23 protein-coding genes are annotated in these 24,011 nt (G+C 73.7%); 13 read left to right on the plus strand and 10 right to left on the minus strand.

The features are described from left to right. Positions 1-8: 8 nt before the first annotated feature. Positions 9-1,370: a type I glutamate--ammonia ligase gene (gene glnA, locus ACNJ93_RS08350; RefSeq protein ID WP_418956715.1), complete on the minus strand. Its 1,362-nt coding sequence runs from the start codon at positions 1,368-1,370 to the stop codon at positions 9-11. 231 nt (positions 1,371-1,601) lie between these two features. Between glnA and ACNJ93_RS08355 the strand changes: the two genes are divergently transcribed. From ACNJ93_RS08355 to ACNJ93_RS08370, 4 genes are all read left to right on the plus strand, one after another. After that, positions 1,602-1,997 carry a hypothetical protein gene (locus ACNJ93_RS08355; protein WP_418956716.1) on the plus strand — a complete coding sequence of 132 codons (396 nt, stop codon included), beginning with the start codon at positions 1,602-1,604 and terminating at the stop codon, positions 1,995-1,997. 65 nt (positions 1,998-2,062) lie between these two features. Continuing rightward, the gene (locus ACNJ93_RS08360; RefSeq protein WP_418956717.1) at positions 2,063-2,740 is read left to right on the plus strand and encodes a DUF3105 domain-containing protein; all 678 of its coding nucleotides are present in this window, start codon (positions 2,063-2,065) and stop codon (positions 2,738-2,740) included. Continuing rightward, positions 2,737-3,447 (plus strand): DUF305 domain-containing protein, encoded by a 711-nt coding sequence (locus ACNJ93_RS08365; RefSeq protein WP_418956718.1) that lies wholly within the window; start codon positions 2,737-2,739, stop codon positions 3,445-3,447. The genes ACNJ93_RS08360 and ACNJ93_RS08365 overlap by 4 nt, the downstream gene beginning before the upstream one ends. Positions 3,448-3,565: 118 nt before the next feature. After that, on the plus strand, positions 3,566-3,985 hold the full coding sequence (locus ACNJ93_RS08370; protein ID WP_418956719.1) for a CBS domain-containing protein: 420 nt from the start codon (positions 3,566-3,568) through the stop codon (positions 3,983-3,985). Here ACNJ93_RS08370 and ACNJ93_RS08375 read toward each other — a convergent pair. Continuing rightward, complete coding sequence (locus ACNJ93_RS08375) at positions 3,970-4,818, minus strand: alpha/beta fold hydrolase (protein ID WP_418956720.1); 849 nt, start codon at positions 4,816-4,818, stop codon at positions 3,970-3,972. The two genes, ACNJ93_RS08370 and ACNJ93_RS08375, sit on opposite strands and share 16 nt — an antisense overlap. After that, positions 4,815-5,498, minus strand: a complete 684-nt coding sequence (locus ACNJ93_RS08380; protein WP_418956721.1) for a DUF998 domain-containing protein — start codon at positions 5,496-5,498, stop codon at positions 4,815-4,817. The genes ACNJ93_RS08375 and ACNJ93_RS08380 overlap by 4 nt, the downstream gene beginning before the upstream one ends. A gap of 283 nt (positions 5,499-5,781) precedes the next feature. Here ACNJ93_RS08380 and ACNJ93_RS08385 point away from each other — a divergent pair, with 283 nt between their 5' ends. Next, positions 5,782-7,536, plus strand: coding sequence for an NAD+ synthase (locus ACNJ93_RS08385; RefSeq protein ID WP_418956722.1), 1,755 nt, complete (start codon positions 5,782-5,784; stop codon positions 7,534-7,536). 63 nt (positions 7,537-7,599) lie between these two features. On the opposite strand, the gene ACNJ93_RS08390 is transcribed toward ACNJ93_RS08385, so the two are convergent. From ACNJ93_RS08390 to ACNJ93_RS08400, 3 genes are all read right to left on the minus strand, one after another. Then, positions 7,600-8,625 (minus strand): endonuclease/exonuclease/phosphatase family protein, encoded by a 1,026-nt coding sequence (locus ACNJ93_RS08390; protein WP_418956723.1) that lies wholly within the window; start codon positions 8,623-8,625, stop codon positions 7,600-7,602. Between the two features lie 204 nt (positions 8,626-8,829). Further along, positions 8,830-9,441 (minus strand): TetR/AcrR family transcriptional regulator, encoded by a 612-nt coding sequence (locus ACNJ93_RS08395; protein WP_418956724.1) that lies wholly within the window; start codon positions 9,439-9,441, stop codon positions 8,830-8,832. Between the two features lie 147 nt (positions 9,442-9,588). Next, positions 9,589-11,199 carry an MFS transporter gene (locus ACNJ93_RS08400; RefSeq protein WP_418956725.1) on the minus strand — a complete coding sequence of 537 codons (1,611 nt, stop codon included), beginning with the start codon at positions 11,197-11,199 and terminating at the stop codon, positions 9,589-9,591. A gap of 248 nt (positions 11,200-11,447) precedes the next feature. Here ACNJ93_RS08400 and panB point away from each other — a divergent pair, with 248 nt between their 5' ends. The 3 genes from panB to ACNJ93_RS08415 all read left to right on the plus strand — a co-directional run bounded on the left by panB (position 11,448) and on the right by ACNJ93_RS08415 (position 14,452). Continuing rightward, positions 11,448-12,311: a 3-methyl-2-oxobutanoate hydroxymethyltransferase gene (gene panB, locus ACNJ93_RS08405; protein WP_418956726.1), complete on the plus strand. Its 864-nt coding sequence runs from the start codon at positions 11,448-11,450 to the stop codon at positions 12,309-12,311. 285 nt (positions 12,312-12,596) lie between these two features. Continuing rightward, on the plus strand, positions 12,597-13,592 hold the full coding sequence (locus ACNJ93_RS08410) for an ATP-binding cassette domain-containing protein (RefSeq protein WP_418956727.1): 996 nt from the start codon (positions 12,597-12,599) through the stop codon (positions 13,590-13,592). Beyond that, entirely contained in the window at positions 13,589-14,452 is an 864-nt protein-coding gene (locus tag ACNJ93_RS08415) for an ABC transporter permease (RefSeq protein WP_418956728.1), read from the plus strand. The genes ACNJ93_RS08410 and ACNJ93_RS08415 overlap by 4 nt, the downstream gene beginning before the upstream one ends. Before the next feature lie 82 nt (positions 14,453-14,534). Here the strand turns inward: ACNJ93_RS08415 and ACNJ93_RS08420 are convergent, their stop codons facing one another. Next, the gene (locus ACNJ93_RS08420; protein WP_418956729.1) at positions 14,535-17,915 is read right to left on the minus strand and encodes a BTAD domain-containing putative transcriptional regulator; all 3,381 of its coding nucleotides are present in this window, start codon (positions 17,913-17,915) and stop codon (positions 14,535-14,537) included. Positions 17,916-18,177: 262 nt separating this feature from the next. Between ACNJ93_RS08420 and ACNJ93_RS08425 the strand changes: the two genes are divergently transcribed. Continuing rightward, the gene (locus ACNJ93_RS08425) at positions 18,178-18,981 is read left to right on the plus strand and encodes a site-2 protease family protein (RefSeq protein ID WP_418956730.1); all 804 of its coding nucleotides are present in this window, start codon (positions 18,178-18,180) and stop codon (positions 18,979-18,981) included. Between the two features lie 21 nt (positions 18,982-19,002). Here the strand turns inward: ACNJ93_RS08425 and ACNJ93_RS08430 are convergent, their stop codons facing one another. Beyond that, on the minus strand, positions 19,003-19,233 hold the full coding sequence (locus tag ACNJ93_RS08430) for a hypothetical protein (protein WP_418956731.1): 231 nt from the start codon (positions 19,231-19,233) through the stop codon (positions 19,003-19,005). A 58-nt stretch (positions 19,234-19,291) separates the two neighbouring features. Continuing rightward, the gene (npdG, locus tag ACNJ93_RS08435) at positions 19,292-19,996 is read right to left on the minus strand and encodes an NADPH-dependent F420 reductase (RefSeq protein ID WP_418956732.1); all 705 of its coding nucleotides are present in this window, start codon (positions 19,994-19,996) and stop codon (positions 19,292-19,294) included. A 97-nt stretch (positions 19,997-20,093) separates the two neighbouring features. Between npdG and ACNJ93_RS08440 the strand changes: the two genes are divergently transcribed. Together ACNJ93_RS08440 and ACNJ93_RS08445 are read left to right on the plus strand one after the other, a co-directional pair. Next, positions 20,094-20,696 carry a hypothetical protein gene (locus tag ACNJ93_RS08440; RefSeq protein WP_418956733.1) on the plus strand — a complete coding sequence of 201 codons (603 nt, stop codon included), beginning with the start codon at positions 20,094-20,096 and terminating at the stop codon, positions 20,694-20,696. Between the two features lie 86 nt (positions 20,697-20,782). Then, positions 20,783-22,063 (plus strand): MFS transporter, encoded by a 1,281-nt coding sequence (locus ACNJ93_RS08445; RefSeq protein ID WP_418956734.1) that lies wholly within the window; start codon positions 20,783-20,785, stop codon positions 22,061-22,063. Positions 22,064-22,091: 28 nt separating this feature from the next. Here the strand turns inward: ACNJ93_RS08445 and ACNJ93_RS08450 are convergent, their stop codons facing one another. Further along, positions 22,092-22,322 carry a hypothetical protein gene (locus ACNJ93_RS08450; protein WP_418956735.1) on the minus strand — a complete coding sequence of 77 codons (231 nt, stop codon included), beginning with the start codon at positions 22,320-22,322 and terminating at the stop codon, positions 22,092-22,094. A gap of 65 nt (positions 22,323-22,387) precedes the next feature. Between ACNJ93_RS08450 and map the strand changes: the two genes are divergently transcribed. Both map and ACNJ93_RS08460 read left to right on the plus strand, forming a co-directional pair. Next, positions 22,388-23,245, plus strand: coding sequence for a type I methionyl aminopeptidase (gene map, locus ACNJ93_RS08455; protein ID WP_418956736.1), 858 nt, complete (start codon positions 22,388-22,390; stop codon positions 23,243-23,245). A gap of 114 nt (positions 23,246-23,359) precedes the next feature. Continuing rightward, positions 23,360-24,010, plus strand: a complete 651-nt coding sequence (locus tag ACNJ93_RS08460) for a heme oxygenase (biliverdin-producing) (RefSeq protein ID WP_418956737.1) — start codon at positions 23,360-23,362, stop codon at positions 24,008-24,010. Position 24,011: the final 1 nt, after the last annotated feature.

Here is a 24,011-nt window from a genome sequence, read left to right on the forward strand (position 1 = left end):
GCCGCACGTCACAGCACCGGCAGGTTCTTGCGCAGCTCGAAGGCGGTGACCTCGGAGCGGTACTCCTCCCACTCCTGCTTCTTGTTGCGGAGGAAGAAGTCGAAGACGTGCTCGCCGAGGGTCTCGGCGACCAGTTCGCTCTTCTCCATCAGGGAGATCGCCTCGCCGAGGTTCTGGGGCAGGGGTTCGATGCCCATGGCGCGGCGTTCGGCGTCGGAGAGGGCCCAGACGTCGTCGTCGGCGCCGGCGGGGAGTTCGTAGCCCTCCTCGATGCCCTTCAGGCCGGCGGCGAGCAGGACCGCGTACGTCAGGTACGGGTTGGCGCCGGAGTCGATGGAGCGGACCTCGACCCGGGAGGAGCCCATCTTGCCGGGCTTGTACATCGGGACGCGGATCAGCGCCGAGCGGTTGTTGTGGCCCCAGCAGATGTACGCGGGGGCCTCGCCGCCGGAGCCGGCGGTGCGGCCGGAGCCGCCCCAGATGCGCTTGTACGAGTTCACCCACTGGTTGGTGACCGCGGAGATCTCGCCGGCGTGCCGGAGCAGGCCGGCGATGAAGGAGCGGCCCACCTTGGACAGCTGGTACTCGGCGCCCGACTCGTAGAAGGCGTTCCGGTCGCCCTCGAAGAGGGACAGGTGGGTGTGCATGCCGGAGCCGGGGTACTCGGAGAACGGCTTCGGCATGAACGTGGCCTGCACGCCCTGCTCCAGCGCGACCTGCTTCATGACCAGCCGGAAGGTCATGATGTTGTCGGCCGTCGACAGCGCGTCCGCGTAGCGCAGGTCGATCTCCTGCTGGCCGGGCGCGCCCTCGTGGTGGCTGAACTCCACGGAGATGCCCATGGATTCGAGCATGGTGATGGCCTGGCGGCGGAAGTCCATGCCGACGTTCTGCGGGGTGTGGTCGAAGTAGCCCGAGTTGTCGGCGGGCGTCGGCCGGCTGCCGTCCAGCGGCTTGTCCTTCAGCAGGAAGAACTCGATCTCGGGGTGGGTGTAGAAGGTGAAGCCCAGGTCCGAGGTCTTGGCCAGCATCCGCTTCAGCACGAAGCGCGGGTCCGCGAAGGACGGGGAGCCGTCGGGCATGAGGATGTCGCAGAACATGCGCGCGGTGCCGGGGGCCTCGGCCCGCCACGGCAGGATCTGGAAGGTGCCCGGGTCCGGCTTGGCGATCATGTCGGACTCGTAGACGCGGGCGAAGCCCTCGATCGCGGAGCCGTCGAAGCCGATGCCCTCGTCGAAGGCCTGCTCCAGTTCGGCGGGGGCGACGGCGACCGACTTGAGGAAGCCGAGCACGTCGGTGAACCACAGGCGCACGAAGCGGATGTCGCGCTCCTCGAGCGTGCGGAGGACGAACTCCTGCTGCTTGTCCATCTACGTTCCTACCCATCCTCGCTGGTCAGGCCGCCTGCTCCCACCGCCTCGGGGCTTCACCGGGGGGCACCTGAGCATCCCACCACATGGTTTCGTGCACGTTGCACACCCATACTGCCTGTTCAGGTGTGGCGCAGGTAACGGGGGACCGGCCGATTCGGGCGCGCTTCCGCCCCGCAGTCGAAACCCACCCTGCCGGTGAGGCGGTCCCGTCCCCTACGATCACGGCCCATGGGGGTCACGCGGCACGCCCGCATCCCACGTCACGCGCGTCCCACGGCACTGCTGAGTGCCGTGGCCGCGCTGCTCGGCGTGCTCCTGGTCTGCCCGGACCTCGCCGGTCCCTCGGGGCACCACGAGCGCCCGGCCGCCGCCGCCCGGACCCTGACCCCGGCCGCGCCGGCCGCCGTGCCGCAGGCGTACCTCTGCCCGGACGAGCGCGGCGACTGCCGGCTGCTGCCCGCCCTCGGGCCCGCGGTGCTCACCGCCCCGCCCCTGGACCCGCCCGTCCAGACGGCGGACCCGGCGGCACGCGCCGGGACGGGGGACGACAGCGGCCGGACCTTCCCCGCCGACGCGCGGCCGCGCGCGCCGGACCTGCACGTCCTCCAGGTGTTGCGGTCCTGAGCCGGACCGGTCGTCCCGCCCGCACACCGATCCGAACCCCCATTCATGAAGAAGGACGTACCCCCATGGCTGCCAACCGCTCCGCCACCGCCGACCGCCGCGCCCGGATAGAGCAGATGCGCCGGGCCGAGCAGGCCCGCGAGCGCCGCAACCGCTTCCTGACGCTGGGCATCGCCGGCGTCATCGTCGCCGGCCTGGTCGGCTTCGGCGGCTGGGTGCTCGTCAAGGAGAAGAACGAGAGGGAGCAGCAGGAGGCCCTCGCCAAGGCCCCCGTGAAGGCCGAGAAGACCTGGGACGCCAAGAAGCTCGGCCGCAACCACGTGACCAAGGCCGTCACGTACCCGATGAAGCCCCCGGTCGGCGGCGACCACCACCAGGTCTGGATGAACTGCGACGGCGACGTCTACAAGACGGCGCTGCCCGAGGTGAACGCGGTGCACTCGCTGGAGCACGGCGCCGTCTGGGTGACGTACAACGACAAGGCCCCGGCCGAGGACGTGAAGAAGCTGGAGCAGAAGGTCGACAAGACCCCGTACACCCTGATGAGCCCGGTCAAGGACCAGGCCGGGGCGATCATGCTGTCCGCCTGGGGCAAGCAGGTCACCGTCGACGGCGCGGACGACCCGCGCGTGGACCAGTTCTTCACCAAGTACGTGCAGGGCCCGCAGACCCCCGAGCCGGGCGCCGCGTGCACCGGCGGCATGGGCGCGAACGGGCAGCCGGGCGCGGGGATGGGTCAGTGACCGTCACCCGTACGCAGTGGGCCGCGGCGGCGGCCGTGTTCCTGGCGCTGCTGTTCGCCGGGTACGCGACGGTCACCGCCGCGTGGGGCGACGAGCCCGCGGCGCGGGCGACGCCGTCGCGCACCTCGGCGGACGCGGGCTTCGCCCGGGACATGTCGGTCCACCACCAGCAGGCGGTGGAGCTGTCGTTCGTGGTGCGGGACCGCACCCGGGACGAGGAGGTGCGCCGGCTCGCGTACGACATCGCCAACACCCAGGCCAACCAGCGCGGGATGATGCTGGGCTGGCTTGATCTGTGGGGGCTGCCCAAGGTGGAGTCCGGCACGGAGCCGATGGCGTGGATGGACATGTCCGGCGGCGGGGAGTCCGGCGGTCACGGCGGGCACTCCGGCGGTCACGACGGGCAGTCCGGCCACGGCTCCGGGGCCGCCCCGGAGCAGCGGGAGGGCGCGCTGATGCCGGGCATGGCCACGCCGGCGGAACTGGCGAAGCTGGCGACGCTCGGCGGCCGGGAGGCCGAGGTGCTCTTCCTCCAGCTGATGATCGACCACCACAAGGGCGGTGTGCACATGGCCCAGGGCTGTGTGCGGCAGTGCACCGTGGACGTCGAGCGGAACCTGGCGCAGGGCATGGTCGACGCCCAGCAGTCGGAGATCGACCTGATGACGGACCTGCTGAAGAAGCGGGGCGCGGCCCCGCGCCCCTGAGGCCCGTGCCGCCGATCGGCCCCCGCGACCCGTGCTGCGGTCGCGGGGGCCGCGTCGTCCACGGAGAATGGCAGTGCTCGGGGAGCTACGCACGACGTACTACGGAGGTACGCACCCCATGACCACGGCCAAGGACATCATGCACTCCGGTGCCACGTGGATTCCCGAGCACGAGACCCTCGACCGTGCCGCGCAGATGATGCGCGACCTCGACGTGGGCGCGCTGCCCATCGCGGACGAGAACGAACGGCTCTGCGGCATCATCACGGACCGCGACATCGTGGTGAAGTGTGTCGCCATGGGACACGACCCGGCGAAGATCACCTGCAGCCAGATGGCGCAGGGCACCCCGCGCTGGATCGAGGCGAACTCGGACGTGAGCGACGTCCTGAGCGAGATGACGGGCCACCAGATCAAGCGGCTGCCGGTCATCGAGAACAAGCGCCTGATCGGCATGATCAGCGAGGCCGATCTGGCCCAGCACCTCGACGACGAGCAGATCAAGGAGTTCTGCGCGCGGGTCTACACCGCGCACTGACCCCGCTGCTCCAGGACCGCCCGGACGACCGCGTCCGGGCGGTCCAGCATGACCAGGTGCCCGGACGGCTCGGCCGTCTCGTACCGCGCGCCGAGCCGTGCGGCCAGGGCCCGCTGCCGCGCGCCCCAGCGCGGCGAGCCGTCGGGGGCGGCGAGGACGGTGACGGGCAGCCCGGGCGGCAGCGGGGCGCGGCGGCGCAGCGCGAGCAGTCCGGCGGCGACGGGCCCGTAGTGCGCGTACTCCAGGAGCGCGCCGCGGGTCACCCGTGAGCTCGCGTAGCAGCGGCGCACCCGTGCGGGCGGCGCCGGGTCGCCGCCGGAGTGCCGGGAGAGCCGTACGGTCAGGCGGCGGGCCGGGGGGCCGAGCGCGGCGGGCACGCCGGCGGCCGTGAGGACCGCGCCGAGCCCGCGGGCGGCGGCGGTGCGCAGCCCGGGGACGGCCGGGACGCGCACGCGCTCCTCGACGGAGGAGTCGACGAGGACGAGACCGGCGGTGCGGTCCGGGTACAGCCGGGCGAACGCCTCGGCGTGGAAGCCGGCGATCGAGTGGCCGACGACCGTGACCGGTTCCGGCAGCCCGAGCGCGTCGAGCAGTCCGGCGATCCGCCGGGCCTCGCCCTCGGCGGTGGGCGCGGCCGGCGCGGGGGCGGACAGGCCGTGGCCGGGGCGGTCGAAGCGGACGACGGTGCGGTGCGGGGCGAGCAGCGCGGCGACCGGGTCCCAGTCGAACCAGCTCAGCGCGAGCCCGGCGCTGAGCACGCAGACCGGTCCGCTGCCCTCGACGCGGACGTGGTGGGCCACTCCCCCGAGGCGGACGAAACGCTCGCCGGTCATCGCACGGCCGCCGGTCTTCGGGCGGGGGCGGCCGGCCGCGCGGCCGTGTACTCCGAACGGGCGAGGACGGCCAGCCAGACCACCACCGCCAGCAGTTGGAGCCGCTGCCCGGCGCCGAGGCCCCAGGCGCCGTGCCCCGCGTCGAAGGCGGCGATCGCCGCCAGCGTCCACACCGTGGCCGCGACGGAAACCGCGACGAGGGCCGGTCCGGTACGGGCCAGGGGCGGCCGGTCCCCGTACCGGCGGGCGGCCACGGTCAGCGCGACCATCGCGAGCAGCGCGCCGGCCATGGCGAGCCCGGAACTGACGGCGTGCGCCGTATGGCTGAACGGGACCAGGCCCGCGGCCTCGCGGGCGGCGCACCGCGCGTCCACGGTGGGCGCGCAGCTCAGCGGCAGCCGCGAGTCGGCGGCCGTCGCCGCCCCGAACAGCGCGAGCCCCAGCCAGCCGGTCACCGCCCAGGGCCGTCCCCGCGCCCGCAGCAGCCCCCCGCAGGCCGCGGCGAGCAGCAGCAGCCCGGCGACCAGGTCGCAGACCCGGAACACCAGGCTGTACGGCTGGTCGGTGGCGGCCAGCTCCGACACGTACGAGCGCACCGGGTCGAGCCCGGAGCGCAGGACGAACTCCGGCACCCACGCGCTGTACGCGAGCGCGCCGAGCAGCAGCAGCGCGGCGATCACGCGCGGGCCTTTCCTGGACACACCGCGTGAACGCCCGGCGTCGCGGAAGGGTTCCCGCCTGCGCAAAGCACCCGCGAGCCCGTCCGCCGCCGCCCCGCAAGCCGCCGTCAGCCCGCCCAGCAGGCCCCGCCGCAGCCCCGCCGAACGCCCCATCGCTGACCTGCCGCCCGCCCCTCGGCAGCCCCGCCCCAGCCCGCCGAACGCCCCGCCGCCGCACCCCCGCCGCCCCGCCCGGACCGTGATTCCACGACATAGCGTCGGTTTGACGATTACACTGGGCGGCGTGCCTCAACTACGCCTCGCACTGAACCAGATCGACTCGACCGTCGGCGATCTCGCCGGGAACGCCGAGGCGATCGTCCGCTGGACCCGGCACTCCGCCGAGCAGGGCGCGCATCTGGTCGCGTTCCCCGAGATGGTGCTGACCGGTTACCCCGTCGAGGACCTGGCCCTGCGCCCGTCCTTCGTCGAGGCCTCCCGGGACGCCCTGCGCGCGCTCGCCGCCCGGCTCGCCGCCGAGGGCCTCGGGGAGCTCCCGGTGGTCGTCGGCTACCTGGACCGGTCCGAGCAGGACCGGCCCCGGCTCGGCCGCCCCGCCGGCTCCCCGCAGAACGCCGCCGCCGTGCTGCACCGCGGCGAGGTGGCGCTCCGCTTCGCCAAGCACCACCTGCCCAACTACGGCGTCTTCGACGAGTACCGCTACTTCGTGCAGGGCGACACCCTGCCGGTGGTCCGCGTGCACGGCGTCGACGTGGCGCTCGCCATCTGCGAGGACCTGTGGCAGGACGGCGGCCGGGTGCCGGCCGCCCGCAGCGCCGGCGCGGGCCTGCTGATCTCCGTCAACGCCTCGCCGTACGAGCGGAACAAGGACGACACGCGGCTCGAACTGGTCCGCAAGCGCGCCCAGGAGGCCGGCTGCACGCTGGCGTACGTGGCCATGATGGGCGGTCAGGACGACCTGGTCTTCGACGGCGACTCGATCGTCGTCGACCGGGACGGCGAGGTCCTCGCCCGCGCCCCGCAGTTCGCCGAGGGCAGCGTGCTGCTCGACCTGGACCTGCCCGCGGCCGCCGCGGACGCCCCGGTGGGCGTGGTGGACGACGGGCTGCGGATCGAGCGCGTGGTGCTCTCCGAGGAGCCGGTGCCGGCGTACGAGCCGGAGCTGACGGGCGGTCCGGCGGACCGGCTGGACGACGACGAGGAGGTGTACTCGGCGCTGGTCGTGGGCCTGCGCGCGTACGTCGCCAAGAACGGTTTCTCGTCGGTCCTGGTCGGCCTGTCCGGCGGCATCGACTCCGCCCTGGTCGCCGCGATCGCCTGCGACGCGCTCGGCCCGCAGCACGTGTACGGCGTCTCCATGCCGTCGAAGTACTCCTCGGAGCACTCCAAGGAGGACGCGGCCGAACTGGCCCGGCGGACCGGCCTGCACTTCCGCACGGTTCCGATCGCGCCGATGTTCGACGCGTACATGGACGCGCTGGCACTGAGCGGTCTGGCGGAGGAGAACCTGCAGTCGCGGCTGCGCGGCACGCTCCTGATGGCGATCTCCAACCAGGAGGGGCAGATCGTCCTCGCCCCGGGCAACAAGTCCGAGCTGGCGGTGGGCTACTCGACCCTGTACGGCGACTCCGTCGGCGCGTACGGGCCGATCAAGGACGTCTACAAGACGACCGTGTTCCGGCTGGCCCGCTGGCGCAACCGGGCCGCCGAGGAGCGCGGCCAGGTCCCGCCGATCCCGGAGAACTCCATCGTCAAGCCGCCGAGCGCCGAACTGCGCCCGGGGCAGGTGGACACCGACTCGCTGCCGGACTACGACGTCCTGGACCGGATCCTGGAGCGGTACGTGGACCGGGACCAGGGCCGGGAGGAGATCGTGGCGGCCGGTTTCGACGAGGAGGTGGTGACCCGGACGCTGCGGCTCGTGGACATGGCCGAGTACAAGCGGCGGCAGTACCCGCCGGGCACGAAGATCTCCGGCAAGGGCTTCGGCAAGGACCGCCGGCTCCCCGTCACCAACCGCTGGAAGGACCAGGCCTGACGGCCCGTCCCCCGCGGCCCGTCCCCCGCGGCGGGTCGGAGCTTCCGGGTCGGAGCATCGGAGTCAGAGCTTCACGCGGGCGGCGACCGGAAGGTGGTCGCTGTCCGTGCGGGGCAGGGTCCAGGAGGACACCGGCTCGACGTTCTTGACCATGATCTGGTCGATCCGGGCCATCGGGAACGCTGCCGGCCAGCTGAAGCCGAAGCCGTCGCCGGCCGCGCCCTGGGTGGAGCGCATCTGGGAGGTCACGGCGTTCAGCGAGCGGTCGTTCATGGTGCCGTTGAGGTCGCCGAGCAGGATGACCCGCTGCAGCCGCTCCCCCGCGATGGCCTCGCCGAGGTGGTCGGCGCTGTCGTCGCGCCGGCTGGCGGTGAAGCCGGCGTCCATCCGGACCCGGACGGACGGGAGGTGGGCGACGTAGACGGCGACCTCGCCCTGGGGAGCGGTGACGACGGAGCGCAGGGCGCGGGTCCAGCCCATCTTGATGTCGACGGGGCGGGTGTCGCGCAGCGGGTACCGGCTCCACAGGCCGACGGTGCCCTGGACGGTGTGGTGCGGATAGGCCGCGGCGAGCGCCTTCTCGTACACCGGGACCATGTGCGGGGCCAGCTCCTCCAGGGCCACCACGTCCGCGCCGGACTCGGCGAGCCGGCGGGCGGTGGCCTCGGGGCGCGGGTTGTCGGCGTTGACGTTGTGGCTGGCCACGGTGAGGTCGCCGCCGGTGCCGGACTTGTCGTCGAGCAGCAGCCCGCCGAACAGGTTGAGCCAGACCACCGTCGGCAGCAGCAGCGCGACCAGGGCGGTCGCGGAGCGGCGCAGCAGGGCGAGCACCAGGAGCAGCGGGACGAAGACGCCCAGCCAGGGCAGGAAGGTCTCGGTGAGGCTGCCGAGGTTGCCGATGCGGTTGGGGATCTCGGCGTGGAAGGCCATCAGCAGCGTGAGCAGCACGGCGCACACCGCGAGGAGGATGCCGCGCCGCCAGATGCCCCGGTCGTGGCGGAGCCGGTCGGTCAGGGACCGGAGCCGCGGCCGGGGACTGTCGTCCCAGCTCCCGCCGTTCCCCGTCTCCGCCATGTCCACTCGCGCCATCACGCCGTCCTCACTGCCTTGCCGCATGCCACTGCCTTGCCGCATGCCACCGCGGGCCGCATGCCCTGCTCCGCGACCCGCCGTCGACGACACTAGGCGATGACGGGTCGGCCGTACTGCCACGAGGACGACGGAACGGCGTGGCGGGGTTCCTGCAGGTGGCGCGGGGGGAACGGCTGTGACAGAACGCGCACATTCGTACGGTCAGTCCTCGGGGCGCACCCCGTCGAGGATCGCGTCGACGACCGCCGCGGGGAAGTCCGGCGAGAGGTCGGCGGTGGGCTGGAGCACCGTGCGCAGCAGCAGCGGGCCGACGAAGAGGTCGTTGACGAGCTCCAGGTCGAGGTCGGCGCGGATCTCGCCGGTCTCGACGCCGCGGCGCAGCGCGTCGATGCCGAGCCGGCGGCGGGGCTCGATCGCGATCCGGTGGTACTGCTCCCAGAGCTTGGGATAGAGCTGCATCTGCGAGAAGACGTTCCGCAGCAGCGCGGACCGCTTGGCGAGGCCGCGCTCGCGCATCGAGGACAGCATGACGACGAGGTCGTCGCGGACGGAGGTGCCCGGCAGCACCGGGTCCGGTGGCTCGATCGACCGGACGACGTCGACGAACAGCTCCTCCTTTCCGGGCCAGCGGCGGTAGATCGTGGCCTTGCCGACGCCGGCGGTGCGGGCGATCCGTTCGATGGACAGTCCGGCGAGTGGTATGCCCTCTTCGAGCAGACCGATCACGGCCCCGATGATCGCCTGCTCCGCCGCCTCGCTGCGGGGGCGGCCGCGCCGGGCCGGGCCGCCGGGCGGCTCTTCTTCCAGGGACACGTCCGACGCCCCGCCTCTCTCGACTCCACGGTGGTCCGCTGCCACCGGATCCACCGGATCTCCCGGGTCCACCGGCTTCACCGGCTTCACCGGCTTCACCGGATCTGCCTGATCACCGGATCCACTTGATCACCGGATCCACCGGATCTACCGGACCGATTCTCCCGCCTCCGCGGGCCGCTCCGTCGCCACCGAGGGCCCGGGGGCTCCCGCCGGCCGGCGGCCGGGCAGGTAGCGGGCCACGACCACCGCGCCGAGGAGCGCCACGCCCGCGGAGGCGAGGGCGGTGACGTGCATGGCGTCGAGGAAGGCGGCGTACGCGGGCCGGACCAGGGCGTCGCCGGCCGGGCCGAGCTTCTCGGCGACGCCGAGGGTGGCCTCGATCGACTCGCCGGCCGTCGCGCGCAGGCCGGCGGGAACCCCGCCGAGGTGCCCCTCGATCTCGCCCCGGTAGGCGGCGGAGAGCACCGAGCCGAGCACGGCGACGCCGAGCGCCCCGCCGACCTGCCGGAAGGTGTTGTTGATCGCCGAGCCGGAGCCGGCCTTCTCGCGGGGCAGGGCCTGCATGACGGAGACCGTGACCGGCGTCATGATGTGGGCCATGCCCGCGCCCTGGAGGAAGAAGACGACCTCCAGGACCCAGACGGGGGTGTCGGCGTCGAAGAACGCGAAGGCCCCGAGTCCGACGGCGAGCGCGACGAGGCCCGCCGTGCAGACCGTCTTCGCCCCGAAGCGCTCCACGACGAGCCGGGCCCGGGGCGCGAAGACCGTCTGGGCGATGGCCAGCGGCAGGATCAGCAGGCCGGCCTGCAGGGCGCTGTAGCCGCGGACGCTCTGCAGGTAGAACGCGGAGAAGAAGGTCACGCCCATGAGGGCGAAGAAGACCAGGGCGATGGCGGCGACGGCGGCCGAGAAGGCGGGCCTGCGGAAGTACGCCATGTCGACGGCCGGGTGGTCGCTGCGCTTCTCGTGCACGACGAACAGGGCGAGGACCGCGAGCCCGCCGAGGACGGTGACGAGGACCCAGGGGTCGGTGAAGCTCGCCAGCTCGCCGCCGCGGATGATCCCGTACACCAGCAGGACGAGGCCGAGGATGGACAGCAGGACGCCGGTGAGGTCGATGCGGCCGGGGTTCGGGTCCCGGGAGTCCGGGACCAGCCAGGCCATCAGCACCAGCGCGAGCAGGACGACCGGCACGTTGACCAGGAAGATCGAGCCCCACCAGTAGTGCTCCAGGAGGATGCCGCCGGTGATCGGCCCGATCGCGATGGCCAGGCCGACGCCGCCGGCCCAGATGCCGATGGCGCGCGGCTGCTCGTCGCGTTCGAAGACGTTCATCAGCACGGCCAGCGTCGCGGGCATCACGAACGCCCCGCCGAGGCCCATCACGGCCCGGTAGGCGATCAGCTCGTCGGGGGTGCCGGACAGGGCGGCCAGCGCGGAGCCGACGCCGAAGACCGCTATGCCGGACAGCAGGACCTTCTTGCGGCCCAGCCGGTCGCCGAGCAGGCCGGCGGTGAACAGCAGCCCGGCGAAGACCAGCGTGTACGAGTTGATCGCCCACTCCAGCTCGCTCTGGGTGGCGCCGAGTCCGGTGGGGGCGGGGGCGGCGATGGTGCGCACGGCCACGTTCAGGATCGAGTTGTCCAGGACGACGATCAGCAGGCTCAGCATGAGCACGCCGAGGATCGCCCAGCGGCGGCGGTGCACGGCTTCGGGGACACGGGGCGGGGCGGGGCGGACGGGAGACTCGGCCATGGCTCCACACTAGCCGATTTCGATACGAGACCGTCTCGTAAACAAATTCTTTCGGCCAGTCGGCGGAAGGTTGTCCGGGCGACCGGCGGAACGTTCTCCCGGCAGCCGGCGGAACGTTCCCGGAGTGTGAACAGCACCACTGCCGCCCCGCGGCGGCGCCCTTCCCCCGCCGCCGCGCGAAGTGCCACCATGGACGTGGTCCGGGGACGCCGTCAGGGCGCCTCGAGATGACGAAGGAGCCGTTCACCATGACGCTTCAGGCTGCCCAGAAGCAGGCCCCCGACAGCAGCAAGGCGCTGTACGGCGGCAAGGGCACGCGCCGCATCACCGTCCACGACATCGCCGCCGCCAAGGCCCGCGGCGAGAAGTGGCCCATGCTCACCGCCTACGACGCCATGACCGCGTCGGTCTTCGACGAGGCCGGCATCCCGGTGATCCTCGTCGGGGACTCGATGGGCAACTGTCACCTCGGCTACGACACCACCGTGCCCGTCACGATGGACGAGATGACCCTGCTGTCCGCCGCCGTCGTCCGGGGCACCAAGCGCGCCCTCGTCGTCGGCGACCTGCCCTTCGGCTCGTACCAGGAAGGGCCCGTCCAGGCCCTGCGCAACGCCACCCGGCTGGTCAAGGAGGCGGGCGTCGGCGCGATCAAGCTGGAGGGCGGCGAGCGCTCCCTGCCGCAGACCGAGCTGCTCGTGCAGTCCGGCATCCCCGTCATGTCCCACCTGGGCCTGACCCCGCAGTCCGTGAACACCATGGGCTACCGGGTGCAGGGCCGCTCCGACGAGGCGGCGCACAAGCTGCTGCGGGACGCCAAGGCGGCCCAGGACGCGGGCGCGTTCGCGCTGGTCCTGGAGCTGGTCCCGGCCGAGCTGGCCGCCGAGGTCACCCGGTCGCTGGACATCCCGACCATCGGCATCGGCGCCGGCGCCGGGACCGACGCGCAGGTGCTGGTCTGGACGGACATGGCCGGCCTGACCGGCGGCAAGGTGCCGCGGTTCACCAAGCCGTACGCCAACCTCCGGGCCACGCTCGGCGACGCGGCGAAGGCCTTCGCCGAGGACGTCGCCGGCGGGGCGTTCCCCGCCGAGGAGCACACGTTCCACTGACGCCCGCGGCGCGCCCGGCCCCCCGCCGACACCGTCGGCGGGCCCGGGCGCGGCACAGACCATCGCGGTACGGACGACGGCCCGCCGACCTTCCCCCATCGGCGGGCCGTCGGCGTGCCCGGGGGGTCCGCGGGGGCCTGGGGGTCCGCGGCGGGCTCGCGGGTCCGCGGCGGGCGCGGGTCCGCTGGGGGCCTGCGGGGCCGCGGGAGGGCCTGTCGGCAGTCCGTCGGTCGTCTGTCGGTCGTCTGTCGGTGGCCTGTCGGTGACGCCTGGTGCCCTGTGACCATGACGCGATCACACACCAACGCCGTCGAGGTACGGGGCCTCGTGAAGCACTTCGGCGAGACGAAGGCGCTGGACGGGGTCGACCTCGACGTCCGGGAGGGCACCGTCCTCGGCGTGCTCGGACCGAACGGCGCCGGCAAGACCACCCTCGTCCGCTGCCTGTCCACCCTGCTCGTCCCGGACGCCGGCACCGCCGTCGTCGCCGGGTACGACGTGGTGCGGCAGCCCCGGCAGCTGCGCCGCACCATCGGCCTCACCGGCCAGTACGCCTCGGTCGACGAGAAGCTCTCCGGCTGGGAGAACCTGTACATGATCGGCCGGCTGCTCGACCTGTCCCGGGCCGACGCCCGCCGCCGCGCCGACGCGATGCTGGAACGGTTCTCCCTCACCGAGGCCGCCAAGCGCCCGGCGATGCAGTACTCCGGCGGCATGCGCCGCCGGCTGGACCTGGCCGCCTCGATGATCGGCAGCCCGGCGGTGCTCTACCTGGACGAGCCCACCACCGGTCTCGACCCGCGCACCCGCAACGAGGTCTGGGACGAGGTCCGGCGGATGGTCGCCGAGGGCGCCACGGTCCTGCTGACCACGCAGTACATGGAGGAGGCCGAGCAGCTCGCGAGCGAGCTGACGGTCATCGACCGGGGCAAGGTCATCGCCAAGGGCGGCGTCCAGGAGCTCAAGGCCCGCGTCGGCGGCCGGACCCTCCAGGTCCGTCCGGCCGATCCGGCCGACCTGCCCGCGATGGCGACGGCGCTGCGCGAGGCCGGTCTCGACGGGGTCGCCGGCGCGACCGTCGTCCCCGACGAGGAGACGCTGCACGTGCCGATCCTCAGCGACGCCCAACTGACCGCCGTGGTCGGGCTGTTCGGCGCGCGCGGCTTCGGGGTCGCCGACATCGGCACCCATCTGCCCAGCCTCGACGAGGTGTTCCTCGCCCTGACCGGCCAGAAGACCTCCCCCGTCTCCGACGCGCCCGCTCAGGAGGTCGCCGCATGAGCACCACGACCGCACTCTCGAAGTCCCCGGCCGGCACCGGCCGGTCGTCCGGCGGACCGGCGCCGCTGAAGACCTCCGGCGAGGGCCGGATCGGGCCGCGCGCCCACCTCCGTCACATCGGCGCGCTGGTCCGGCGCAACGCGGTGCAGATCAAGCAGGACCCGGAGTCGATGTTCGACGCCGTCTTCATGCCGATCATCTTCATCCTGCTGTTCGTGTACGTCTTCGGCGGCGCGATCGCCGGCAAGGGCAACAACGACGACTACGTCAACTACGTGACGCCCGGGATGATGGCGATGATGGGCATGAACATCGCCATCACCGTCGGCGTGGGCATCAACGACGACATCAAGAAGGGGATCATGGACCGGTTCCGGACGATGCCGATCGCCCGGTCCTCGGTGCTCGTCGCGAAGATCGTGGTCGAGACCTGCCGGATGCTGGTCGCCACGGCGATCCTGCTCGGCATGGGCTTCCTGCTCGGCATGGAGATCCACACCTCGTTCCTGCACCTGTGCGCGGCGATCGGTCTGTCCATGGTGTTCGGCGCCTCGCTGATGTGGATCTTCATCCTGCTGGGTCTGACGCTGAAGACGGCCCAGGCGGTCCAGGGGATGGCCATGATGGTGCTGATGCCGCTGCAGTTCGGATCGTCGATCTTCGCCCCGCCGACCTCGATGCCGGACTGGCTGAAGGCCTTCACCGACTACAACCCGCTGTCGAACCTGGCCGACGCGGCCCGCAACCTGATCAACGGCGGCCCGGTGGCGGACTCGGCGTGGATGACGCTGGGCTGGGCCCTGGCGATCACGGTGGTCACGGCGCCGATCGCGGTGAGGAAGTTCCGCGACAGGACCTGACGGCCCACGGGTTCGGGACGCGGCGGCGCGTACGGCGCCCACGGGGTGAACGATGCGGCGGACGCGTACGGCCCCACGGGGTTCAGGGCGCGGCGGCGTGTACGGCGCCGTCGAGCAGGGCGGCGGCCTCCTGGAACGAGAGGCCGCCGCCCTCGGCGTACGCGGCCTCGAACTCCGCCGCGCCGAGCCGCTCGCGCGCCAGGGCGGTCGCCGCGGCGCGGCTCTCCCGCTCCTGGGGCGCGAGCAGGTGCCCGGGCGGGAGCAGGGCCGCCGACGCGCCGAGCAGGACCGCCCCGGTGCGGGCGCCGGGCCCGCCCAGCCCGGCGAGCGCCCAGGCGGCGGTGACCAGGTGGGAGGCCGACATCTGGGGGGCGACCAGTTTCGCCAGCCCGTCCAGGGAACGGTGGTACGCCTGGCGGGCGCGCGCGAGGCCGGAGTCGTATGCGCCGTCGACGACGTCGAGCCAGCCGAGCGCGCCGACCGTGAAGCCCTCGAAGACGGCGAAGGTGTCGGCGCTGAACTCGCCGAGCAGGCGGTGCAGATGGGCCCGGGCCTCGGCGGTGCGGCCCGTACGGCCGAGGAGCATCGCGAGGTGCGTACGGGCCATGAGGGTCGCCTCGTGCCCCCGGCCGTGCTCGCCGTCGATGATCCGCCGCATGATCTCCTCCGCCTCGGCGCGGCGGCCGGTCTCCACGAGCATGGAGGCGTACCGGGCGCGCAGCACGGCGGTCTGGGACTGCCCGCCGATCCGCTCGGCGTGACCGATGGCGGCGGCGAAGTCCTCGGCGGCTCCCTCGAATGCGAGCCGCCGCTCGCGGGCCTCGCCGCGGCAGGCGAGGGCCTCGGCGACACCCCAGGCGTCGCCGAGGCGGAGGAAGAGCTCCAGCGCCTCGTCGGCGTCCGCCCCGGCCTCGTCGGCCCAGTCGGCGCGACTGGCCAGGATGTTGGCCCGCTGCTGCAGCGCCCCGGCCAGCTCCCAGGAGAAGCCGCGCTCCCGGCAGACGTCGACGGTCACGTCGAGCGCCCGGCGCATCGCCGGCACGTCGCCGGTGAGGGCCACGGCGAACACGGTGATGACGCCGGGCAGGCGGCAGGTCTGCGGCAGGCCCGGCGGGTACACGGCGACGATGTCCCGCAGCCGACGCAGCCCTTCCGGGCTGGTCCACCGGGCGTTCTCGTGGTCCATGTTGATCAGTTCGAGCAGCCGCGCCCCGCGCCGCGCCTCCCACAGCCGCGCCTCGTCGAACGGCGGCGGGGCGGCGGTGACGGGCGCGTCGAGCGGGACGACGGGCGCACCGGGCGGCGTGAAGGGGTCCGGCCCGAGCGCGGCGGCGGCCTCGGCCCAGTGCCGGGCGTCGGCCCGCAGATCGCGCATCTGCCAGTACCAGAGCAGCGCGTGCACCAGCATCAGCGCCTCGTGCTCGTCCCGCGCGGCGACGGCCCGCCGCAGCGCGGTGCGCAGGTTCTCGTACTCGCCCTGGATCCGCGCGAGCGCCCTGCCTTGACGTGGCCCTCGCAGCTCGGGGTCGGCGGTACGCGCGAACTCGCGGTAATGCACCAGGTGCCGCCGCTCGGTGGCCCGCCGGTCCCCGGCCTCGTCGAGCCGCTCGGCCCCGTACTCGGCCACGGTCTCCAGGAGCCGGTAGCGCATCTCCCCGGTCCCGGGGTCGGGCGCGGCGACGACCAGCGACTTGTCGACAAGTGCGGCGAGGAGGTCGAGGGTGTCGGGGGTGTCGGGGGTGTCGGCCGCCGGGGTCGCCGGGGTCGCCGGGGTCGCCGGGGTCGCCGGGGTCGCCGGAGTCGCCGGAGTCGCCGGAGTCGCCGGGGTGCAGACGGCTTCGGCGGCTGCCAGGTCGCAGCCGCCGGAGAAGACCGACAGGCGGCGCAGGACCGTGCGTTCGGGCTCGGTGAGCAGGTCCCAGGACCAGTCGACGACCGCGCGCAGCGTCTGCTGGCGCGGCAGGACCGTGCGCGCGCCGGTCGTCAGGAGCCGGAAGCGGTCGTCGAGGCGGTCGGCGATCTGCCGCGCGGTCAGCACTCGCAGCCGCGCCGCCGCCAGCTCGATGGCCAGCGGCAGACCGTCCAGACGCCGGCAGATCTCCTGCGCCGCCTCCAGATCGTCCTCCACCGCGAACCCGGGCCGCGCCGCCGCCCCGCGCTCCGCGAACAGCCGCAGCGCCGTCGCCTGCGGCAACGGCTCCACCGGCCGCACCGCCTCCCCCGGCACCCCCAGCGGCTCACGGCTCGTCGCCAGGATCGTCACCCCCGGGCACTGCGCCAGCACCGACTCCGCCAGCGCCGCCGCCGCGCCCACCACATGCTCGCAGTTGTCCAGGACCAGCAGCATGCGCAGCTCCGCGCAGTGCTCCAGGAGGCGGCCCAGCGGGTCCACACTGCGCAGTTCGTCGGGGAGCCCCGCCCGGACCACGGTTCCGCGGGCCCCGATCGCGCCCAGCGCCGCCTCGGCGACCGCCTCGGGGTCGGTGACGGGGGCCAGTTCGACCACCCACACGCCGTCGGCCCACGCCCCGGCGCCGGCCTCGGCACCCGCCGCCTCGACCGCGAGGCTGGTCTTGCCCGCGCCGCCGGTGCCGAGCAGGGTGACGAGCCGGGCCCGCCCCAGGTCCTCGCGCACCTCGGCGAGGTCGTCCTCGCGGCCGACGAAGCTGGTCAGCCGGGCCCGCAGGTTGCCGGTACGCCGGGTCGCGGGGGCCGGGGCGGCAGCCGGGCGGGGCGGCTCGGCCGGGTCCAGCAACTCGGCGTGCAGGGCGCGCAGTTCGGGCCCGGGGTCGGTGCCGAGGCCGTCCGCGAGCCGGCGGCGCACCGCCTCGTACGCCTCCAGCGCCTCCGCCGGCCGCCCCGCCGCGCGCAGGGCGCGCAGCCGCAGCGCCTGCAGGGGCTCGTCGAGCGGGTGCTCGGCGGTCAGCGCGGCCAGCTCCGGCAGCGCCGCGTCCGCGTCGCCGCGCGCCACCGCGGCCTCCGCGCGGGCGCGCCGGGCCGCGAGCCGGCGGGCCTCCCAGCGCGCGACCTGCGCCGTACGCCCGGGGAGGTCCGCGGTCACGGGCCCGCGCCACAGGGCGAGCGCCTCGTCGAGCAGCCGCCCGGCGAGCTCGGGGTCGCCGCCGCGGCCCGCCTGCCGTACGCCCTCGCCGGCGAGGCGGTCGAACCGGAACAGGTCGACGTCCTCGGGCCCGGCCGCCAGCCGGTAACCGCCCTCCGCCGAGGCGACGGCCTCGTGCCCGAGCGCCCGGCGCAGCCGGCCGACGAGCGCCTGCAGCGCGGCGACCTCGTCGGCCGGCGGGTCGCCGTCCCAGACCTCCGCCACGAGCGTGCCGACCGGGACGACCCGCCCCGGGCGCAGGGCGAGCGCGGTCAGCAGGGCCCGCAGCCGGGACCCGCCCACAGGTACGGGCGTCCCGTCGGCGGTGCGGACCTGCGTGGGCCCGAGGACGGAGTAGCGCACGCGCCCATTCTCCCCGGTCCCGAGGGGCCGGTTCGGCGTGAGGTCGCCGATCGGGGCGACGCCGGGAACCCCGGGGCCCCCGCGGGACGTTCGACCGGCACGACACGCAGGACCCGACAACGCCCACGACAGCCCACCCACCGCACCCCGCCAGCACGCCCCCGCACCTCGCCCACACCCACACCCACACCCACCGAAGAACGCACGCACGCCCGTCCCGCCCGCACACCGCCGCACGTCCCCGACCGAACGGAACCCGCCCATGTCCCGTACCGCCGCCGCCGCGCACCGGCACGAACGACGGATCAGCCCGGTCTTCCTGGCGATCCTCGCCGTCATGGGCGTCGGCGGCTGGGCGGTGTGGACGGGCTTCGCGGCCTCGGCAGGGTTCTCGGTGTTCGTCTTCGTGTCCGCCGCGTGGATCGTCTCCCTCTGCCTGCACGAGTACGCGCACGCCCGCACGGCCCTGCACAGCGGGGACCTCACCGTCGGGGCGAAGGGCTATCTCACCCTGAACCCGATGGCGTACACGCACGCGGTGCTCAGCGTCGTGCTGCCCCTGCTGTTCGTGATCATGGGAGGTATCGGTCTGCCCGGCGGCGCGGTGTTCATCGAGCGGCACCGCATCCGCGGCCGCTGGAGACACAGCCTCATCTCGGCCGCGGGCCCGCTGACCAACGTGCTGTTCGCGGTGGTCTGCACGGCGCCGTTCTGGCTGGACGCCCTCGACGGGGTGCCGCTCACCTTCCGGTACGCGCTCGCGTTCCTCGCGATGCTCCAGCTCACGGCGGCGCTGCTGAACCTGCTGCCGGTGCCGGGGCTGGACGGGTACGGGGTGGTCGAACCGTGGCTGAGCGACCGCCTGCGGCGGAAGATCGAGCCCGTCGCGCCGTACGGCTTCTTCGTGGTGATCGCGCTGCTGTTCGTCCCGGCGGTCGGCGGGGCGTTCTTCGACGGGATGGACGCGCTGCTGCAGTCCCTCGGGGTGCGCCCGTTCGACCGGGCGTGCGGCTGGGAGCTGTACCGCTTCTGGGACGGGGCGCCGGGGATCTGCGAGGGCTCCTGACGGAGCGCCCCGGCCCGGGGGTCAGGACTCGGCGGTGAGCTTCGCGCGCCGGATGTAGTACCAGGCCATGTTGGAGGACAGGCCGGCCAGCAGCACCCAGATCACGCCGAGCCAGCTGCCCGAGACGAAGGAGACGACCGCCGCCACGACCGCGAGGGCGCAGACGGCGAGGGCGTACAGAGCGAGGCGGGGCATGGGGGTCGGCTCCTGTCCGGGTACGGCGTGCGGTCCTGCCCGTCCAGTGTCCCCCATGCCCCGTTCCGGCCCGACATCGGCCGGGCCGGTGCGCGGCGCGGGCCGGCCGGCCGGCTCAGACGTCGGTGACGCGCAGGCCCGCGTGGGCCTTGTAGCGGCGGTTGACCGAGATCAGGTTGGCGACGAGCGACTCCACCTGGTGGGCGTTGCGCAGCCGTCCGGCGAAGACGCCGCGCATGCCGGGGATGCGGCCGGCCAGCGCCTGGACGAGGTCGGTGTCGGCACGGGACTCGCCGAGCACCATCACGTCCGTGTCGATCTCCTCGATCGAGGTGTCCTGGAGCAGGACGGCGGACAGGTGGTGGAAGGCCGCGGTGACCCGCGACTCCGGGAGCAGGGCGGCGGCCTGCTCGGCGGCGCTGCCCTCCTCCGGCTTCAGGGCGTAGGCGCCCTTCTTGTCGAAGCCGAGCGGGTTGACGCAGTCGACGACGAGCTTGCCGGCGAGCTCCGCGCGCAGCGACTCCAGCGTCTTGGCGTGGCCGTCCCATGGCACGGCGACGATCACGATGTCGCTGCGCCGGGCGCACTCGGCGTTGTCGGCGCCCTCGACGCCGAGGCCGAGCTCGGCGGCGGCGGCCTCCGCGCGCTCGGCGGCCCGGGAGCCGATGATCACCTTCTGGCCGGCGCGGGCGAGCCGGTAGGCGAGGCCCCGGCCCTGGTCGCCGGTGCCGCCGAGGACGCCGACGACGAGCCCGGAGACGTCCGGGAGGTCCCAGGGGTCCTTGGCGGGGGCCTTCTGCGCACTGTCAGTGGAAGTCATGACCTCGACATTACTGGCCGGTCGGCGGGTTCCCGTACGGGTGAGACGAGGCGAACCGGCGGCGGAGGGAGGCGGGCGGGCGGCAGGATGCCGTGCCATGGATGCCGTACGCGTCGCGTTGCTGCGTGAAGTGCTGGCCGGTACGGAGTGGCCGGCGGCGGCCCGCCGGTTCGCGGGGGCCCTGCGCTCGTCGGTGCTGCCGCACGGCGGCGGGCTGCTGCTGGTGGGCACGGCGGACTACGAGCCGTGGCACCTGGCGGCGCATCTGGTGGACGAGGCGGCATGGTCGGGCCGCCCCGAGCTGGCGCCCACGCTGGTGCGGCACCGGGTGCGGCCGGGCGCCCCGGCGCATCTGGCGGTGGGCCTGGGCCGTCTGGAGGCGGCGGGCCGCGGCTCGACGCTGCTGATGGTCGCCCCCGCCCGCCCGGACGCGCCCGTCCTGGAGCGCGTGCACGACGCCCGCCGCGCCGGGGCGACGGTGCTGTCCCTGGACGGCGGCGACCCGGAACTGCGGGGCCTGGCCCACGAGGCCCTGATCGTGCCGGAGGCGACGGCCGAGGTGGACCTGGACACGGTCCAGCACCTGGTGAGCGCCGCCGCCGGCGAGAACGGCCTCCCCCCGGCCCCCCGCCGCGGCCTCCGCGCCCGCCTCTCCCGCCTCGCCGACCACCTCACCGCCCCACCACCCCCACGCTGGTGACCCCCGGTCCCACCCAGCCGCACCCCGGCCGGGGCCCCCGGAAATTCGATTGCCGCGACGAGGGGCGGCCCGGAGCATGACCCCTCATGGCCGTCGCGCTCTCCTCCCTGCTCCCCGACCTCTCCCCGTGGCGCGGCTCGCGCGACTTCCGGGTGCTGTGGGTGCAGGGCCTCGTCACGTACTTCGGCAGCTTCATGGCGCTGGTGGCGCTGCCGCTGCAGATCAAGGAGCTGACCGGCTCGCCGCTCGCGGTGGGGGCGATGGGGGCGGTGGAGCTCGTCCCGCTGGTGGTCTTCGGTCTGTACGGCGGGGCGCTCGCGGACGCGGTGGACCGGCGCAGGGTCATCCTCGGCACGGAGGCCGGCCTCGGGGTCCTCGCGCTGCTGCTGCTCGGGAACGCGCTGGCGCCGGAGCCGGCGCTGTGGCCGCTGTACGTGGTGGCCGGCGGGGTGTCGGCGCTGGCGGGACTGCAGCGCCCGGCGCTGGACTCGCTGATGGCCCGGATCGTGCCGCACGAGCAGCAGACGGCCGCGGCCGCGCTGAACTCGCTGCGCTGGCAGACCGGGGCGATCGCGGGGCCGGCGCTGGCGGGCCTGGTCGTGGCGTACGCGGGTCACGCGACGGCGTACGCGGTGACGGTGGCGACGTTCGCCGTGTCGGTCCTGCTGTGCCTGCGGCTCGCCCCGGCGCCGGCGGCGCGGGACGCGGAGCGGCCGTCTCTGCGGGGCGTGGCGGAGGGAGCGCGGTACGCCTGGTCGAGGCCGGTGCTCCTGGGCACGTACGCGATCGATCTGGCGGCGATGTGCTTCGCGTTCCCGAACGCGGTGTTCCCGTTCCTCGCGGACGAGCTGGACGCGGAGTGGTCGCTGGGCCTGATGTACGCGGCCGGTTCGGTGGGCTCGCTGGTGGTGGGGCTGACCAGCGGCTGGACGTCACGAGTGAAGCGGCACGGGCTGCTGGTGGTGGGCGGCGCGGCCGCGTGGGGGCTGGCGATCGCGGCGGCGGGCTGGTTCTCGGGCGTCTGGCCGGTGCTGGTGTGCCTGGCGCTCGCGGGCGCGGGCGACATGCTGAGCGGCCTCGGGCGCTCGACGATCTGGAACCAGACGATCCCGGAGGAGCTCCGGGGCCGACTGGCGGGCATCGAGGTGCTCTCGTACAGCGTCGGCCCCCAACTGGGCCAGCTCCGCGCCGGGGCGATGGCGGGCTGGACGGGCACACGGACGTCGGTGTGGACGGGCGGGGTCGCCTGTGTGGTGTCCGTCGCGCTGCTGACCGCGGCGCTGCCGAAGCTCGTCGCGTACGACGCGACGACGGACGAGGACGCGCTGCGTCGCAGGGGCGAGCGGGACGGTGCGACGGCGGCGTGACGGGGCGTTCCGTCGCGCCGCCGCGGGGTCAGTCCTGGGGGCCCTCGTTCTTCGGTGCGTCGTGCCAGGCCGGGTCGGTCTCCCAGGCCTCGTTGCGTTCGCGGGCGGTGTCCATCGCGCGGGACGCCTCCTCGCGCGTGGGGTACGGGCCGAAGCGGTTCTTGGCCGGGCAGTCCGGGCCCTCCTCGACCTTCTTGTGCTCCAGGCAGTAGAACCACTCGCCCGGCTTGCCGGTCGTGCGCTTCTTGAACAGGGACATCTCCCGCTCCTTCATCCGTCGCTCTGACGCCATGCTGCCCCACCGCGGCTGGTTAGACTCGCTGCATGTCTGGCCAGTCGCTGCTCGTGCCCGGGGAGCTCTCCCCGCACCGTTCCGTCCCCGGAGCCATCCGCCGTCCCGAGTACGTCGGAAAGCCCGCTCCCGCCCCGTACACCGGTCCCGAGGTGCAGGACTCCGACACCATCGAGCGGATGCGCATCGCCGGCCGCATCGCCGCCCGGGCGATGGAGGAGGCCGCCAAGCACATCGCGCCCGGCGTGACCACCGACGAGCTGGACCGCGTCGCCCACGAGTACATGTGCGACCACGGCGCCTACCCCTCGACGCTCGGCTACCGCGGCTTCCCGAAGTCGCTGTGCGCGTCGATCAACGAGGTCATCTGCCACGGCATCCCGGACTCCACCGTGCTGCGCGACGGCGACATCGTGAACCTCGACGTCACCGCGTACATCCACGGCGTGCACGGCGACAACAACGCCACCTATCTCTGCGGCGACGTCGACGAGGAGTCGCGGCTCCTGGTCGAGCGGACCCGCGAGTCCCTGAACCGGGCCATCAAGGCCGTCAAGCCCGGCCGTCAGATCAACATCATCGGCCGGGTCATCGAGTCGTACGCCAAGCGCTTCGGCTACGGCGTCGTCCGGGACTTCACGGGTCACGGCATCAACTCGTCCTTCCATTCCGGTCTGATCGTCCCGCACTACGACTCGCCCCACCACACGACGGTGATCCAGCCCGGCATGACGTTCACCATCGAGCCGATGCTGACCCTCGGCACGCACGAGTACGACATGTGGGACGACGGCTGGACGGTGGTCACGAAGGACCGCAAGCGGACCGCCCAGTTCGAGCACACCCTCGTGGTCACGGACGGCGGGGCCGAGATTCTCACGTTGCCGTAGGCCCTCCGCGGGGTAGCGTCTTTACCGACAGGCCGTCGGGAACCGGTTGACTTAGGTAAGCCTAAGGAGCAGGATCGGACCGGTTCCCGTCCCGATCGGTCCCGGAGGCATGCCTTGACCACGCCCTTCTCCACGCTGATCCGCACCGCGTCGCAGGCGCAGCACACCGAGGCCGAGTCGTCGGGCTTCATGACCGACCTCCTCGGCGGCCGCCTCGGCGTCGACGCGTACGCGCGCTACACCGAGCAGCTCTGGTTCGTGTACCGCGCGCTGGAGGAGGGCGCCGAGACGCTGCGCACCGACCCGGTCGCCGGGCCGTTCATACGGCCGGAGCTGTTCCGCACGGCCGCCCTCGAGCGCGACCTCACGCACCTGCGCGGGCCGGACTGGCGGGCCGGCGTCTCCCCGCTGCCGTCCACCGCCGCGTACGCCGACCGCGTCGCAGCCTGCGCCCGTGACTGGCCCGCGGGGTACGTGGCCCACCACTACACCCGCTACCTCGGGGACCTCTCGGGCGGCCAGATCATCCGCGACCGCGCCGAGCGCACCTGGGGCTTCGCCCGCAAGGGCGACGGCGTCCGCTTCTACGTCTTCGAGGACATCGCCAACCCGGCGGCCTTCAAGCGCGGTTACCGCGAGCTGCTGGACGCCGTGAACGCGGACGACCTGGAGCGGCAGCGGATCGTCGACGAGTGCAAGCGCGCCTTCGACCACAACGGGGCGATGTTCCGCGAGCTGGCGGCCGAGTTCCCGCTGAGCGCGTAGG

This window comes from Streptomyces tritici, assembly GCF_048500665.1.
GTDB classification, from domain to species: Bacteria; Actinomycetota; Actinomycetes; order Streptomycetales; family Streptomycetaceae; genus Streptomyces; species Streptomyces tritici.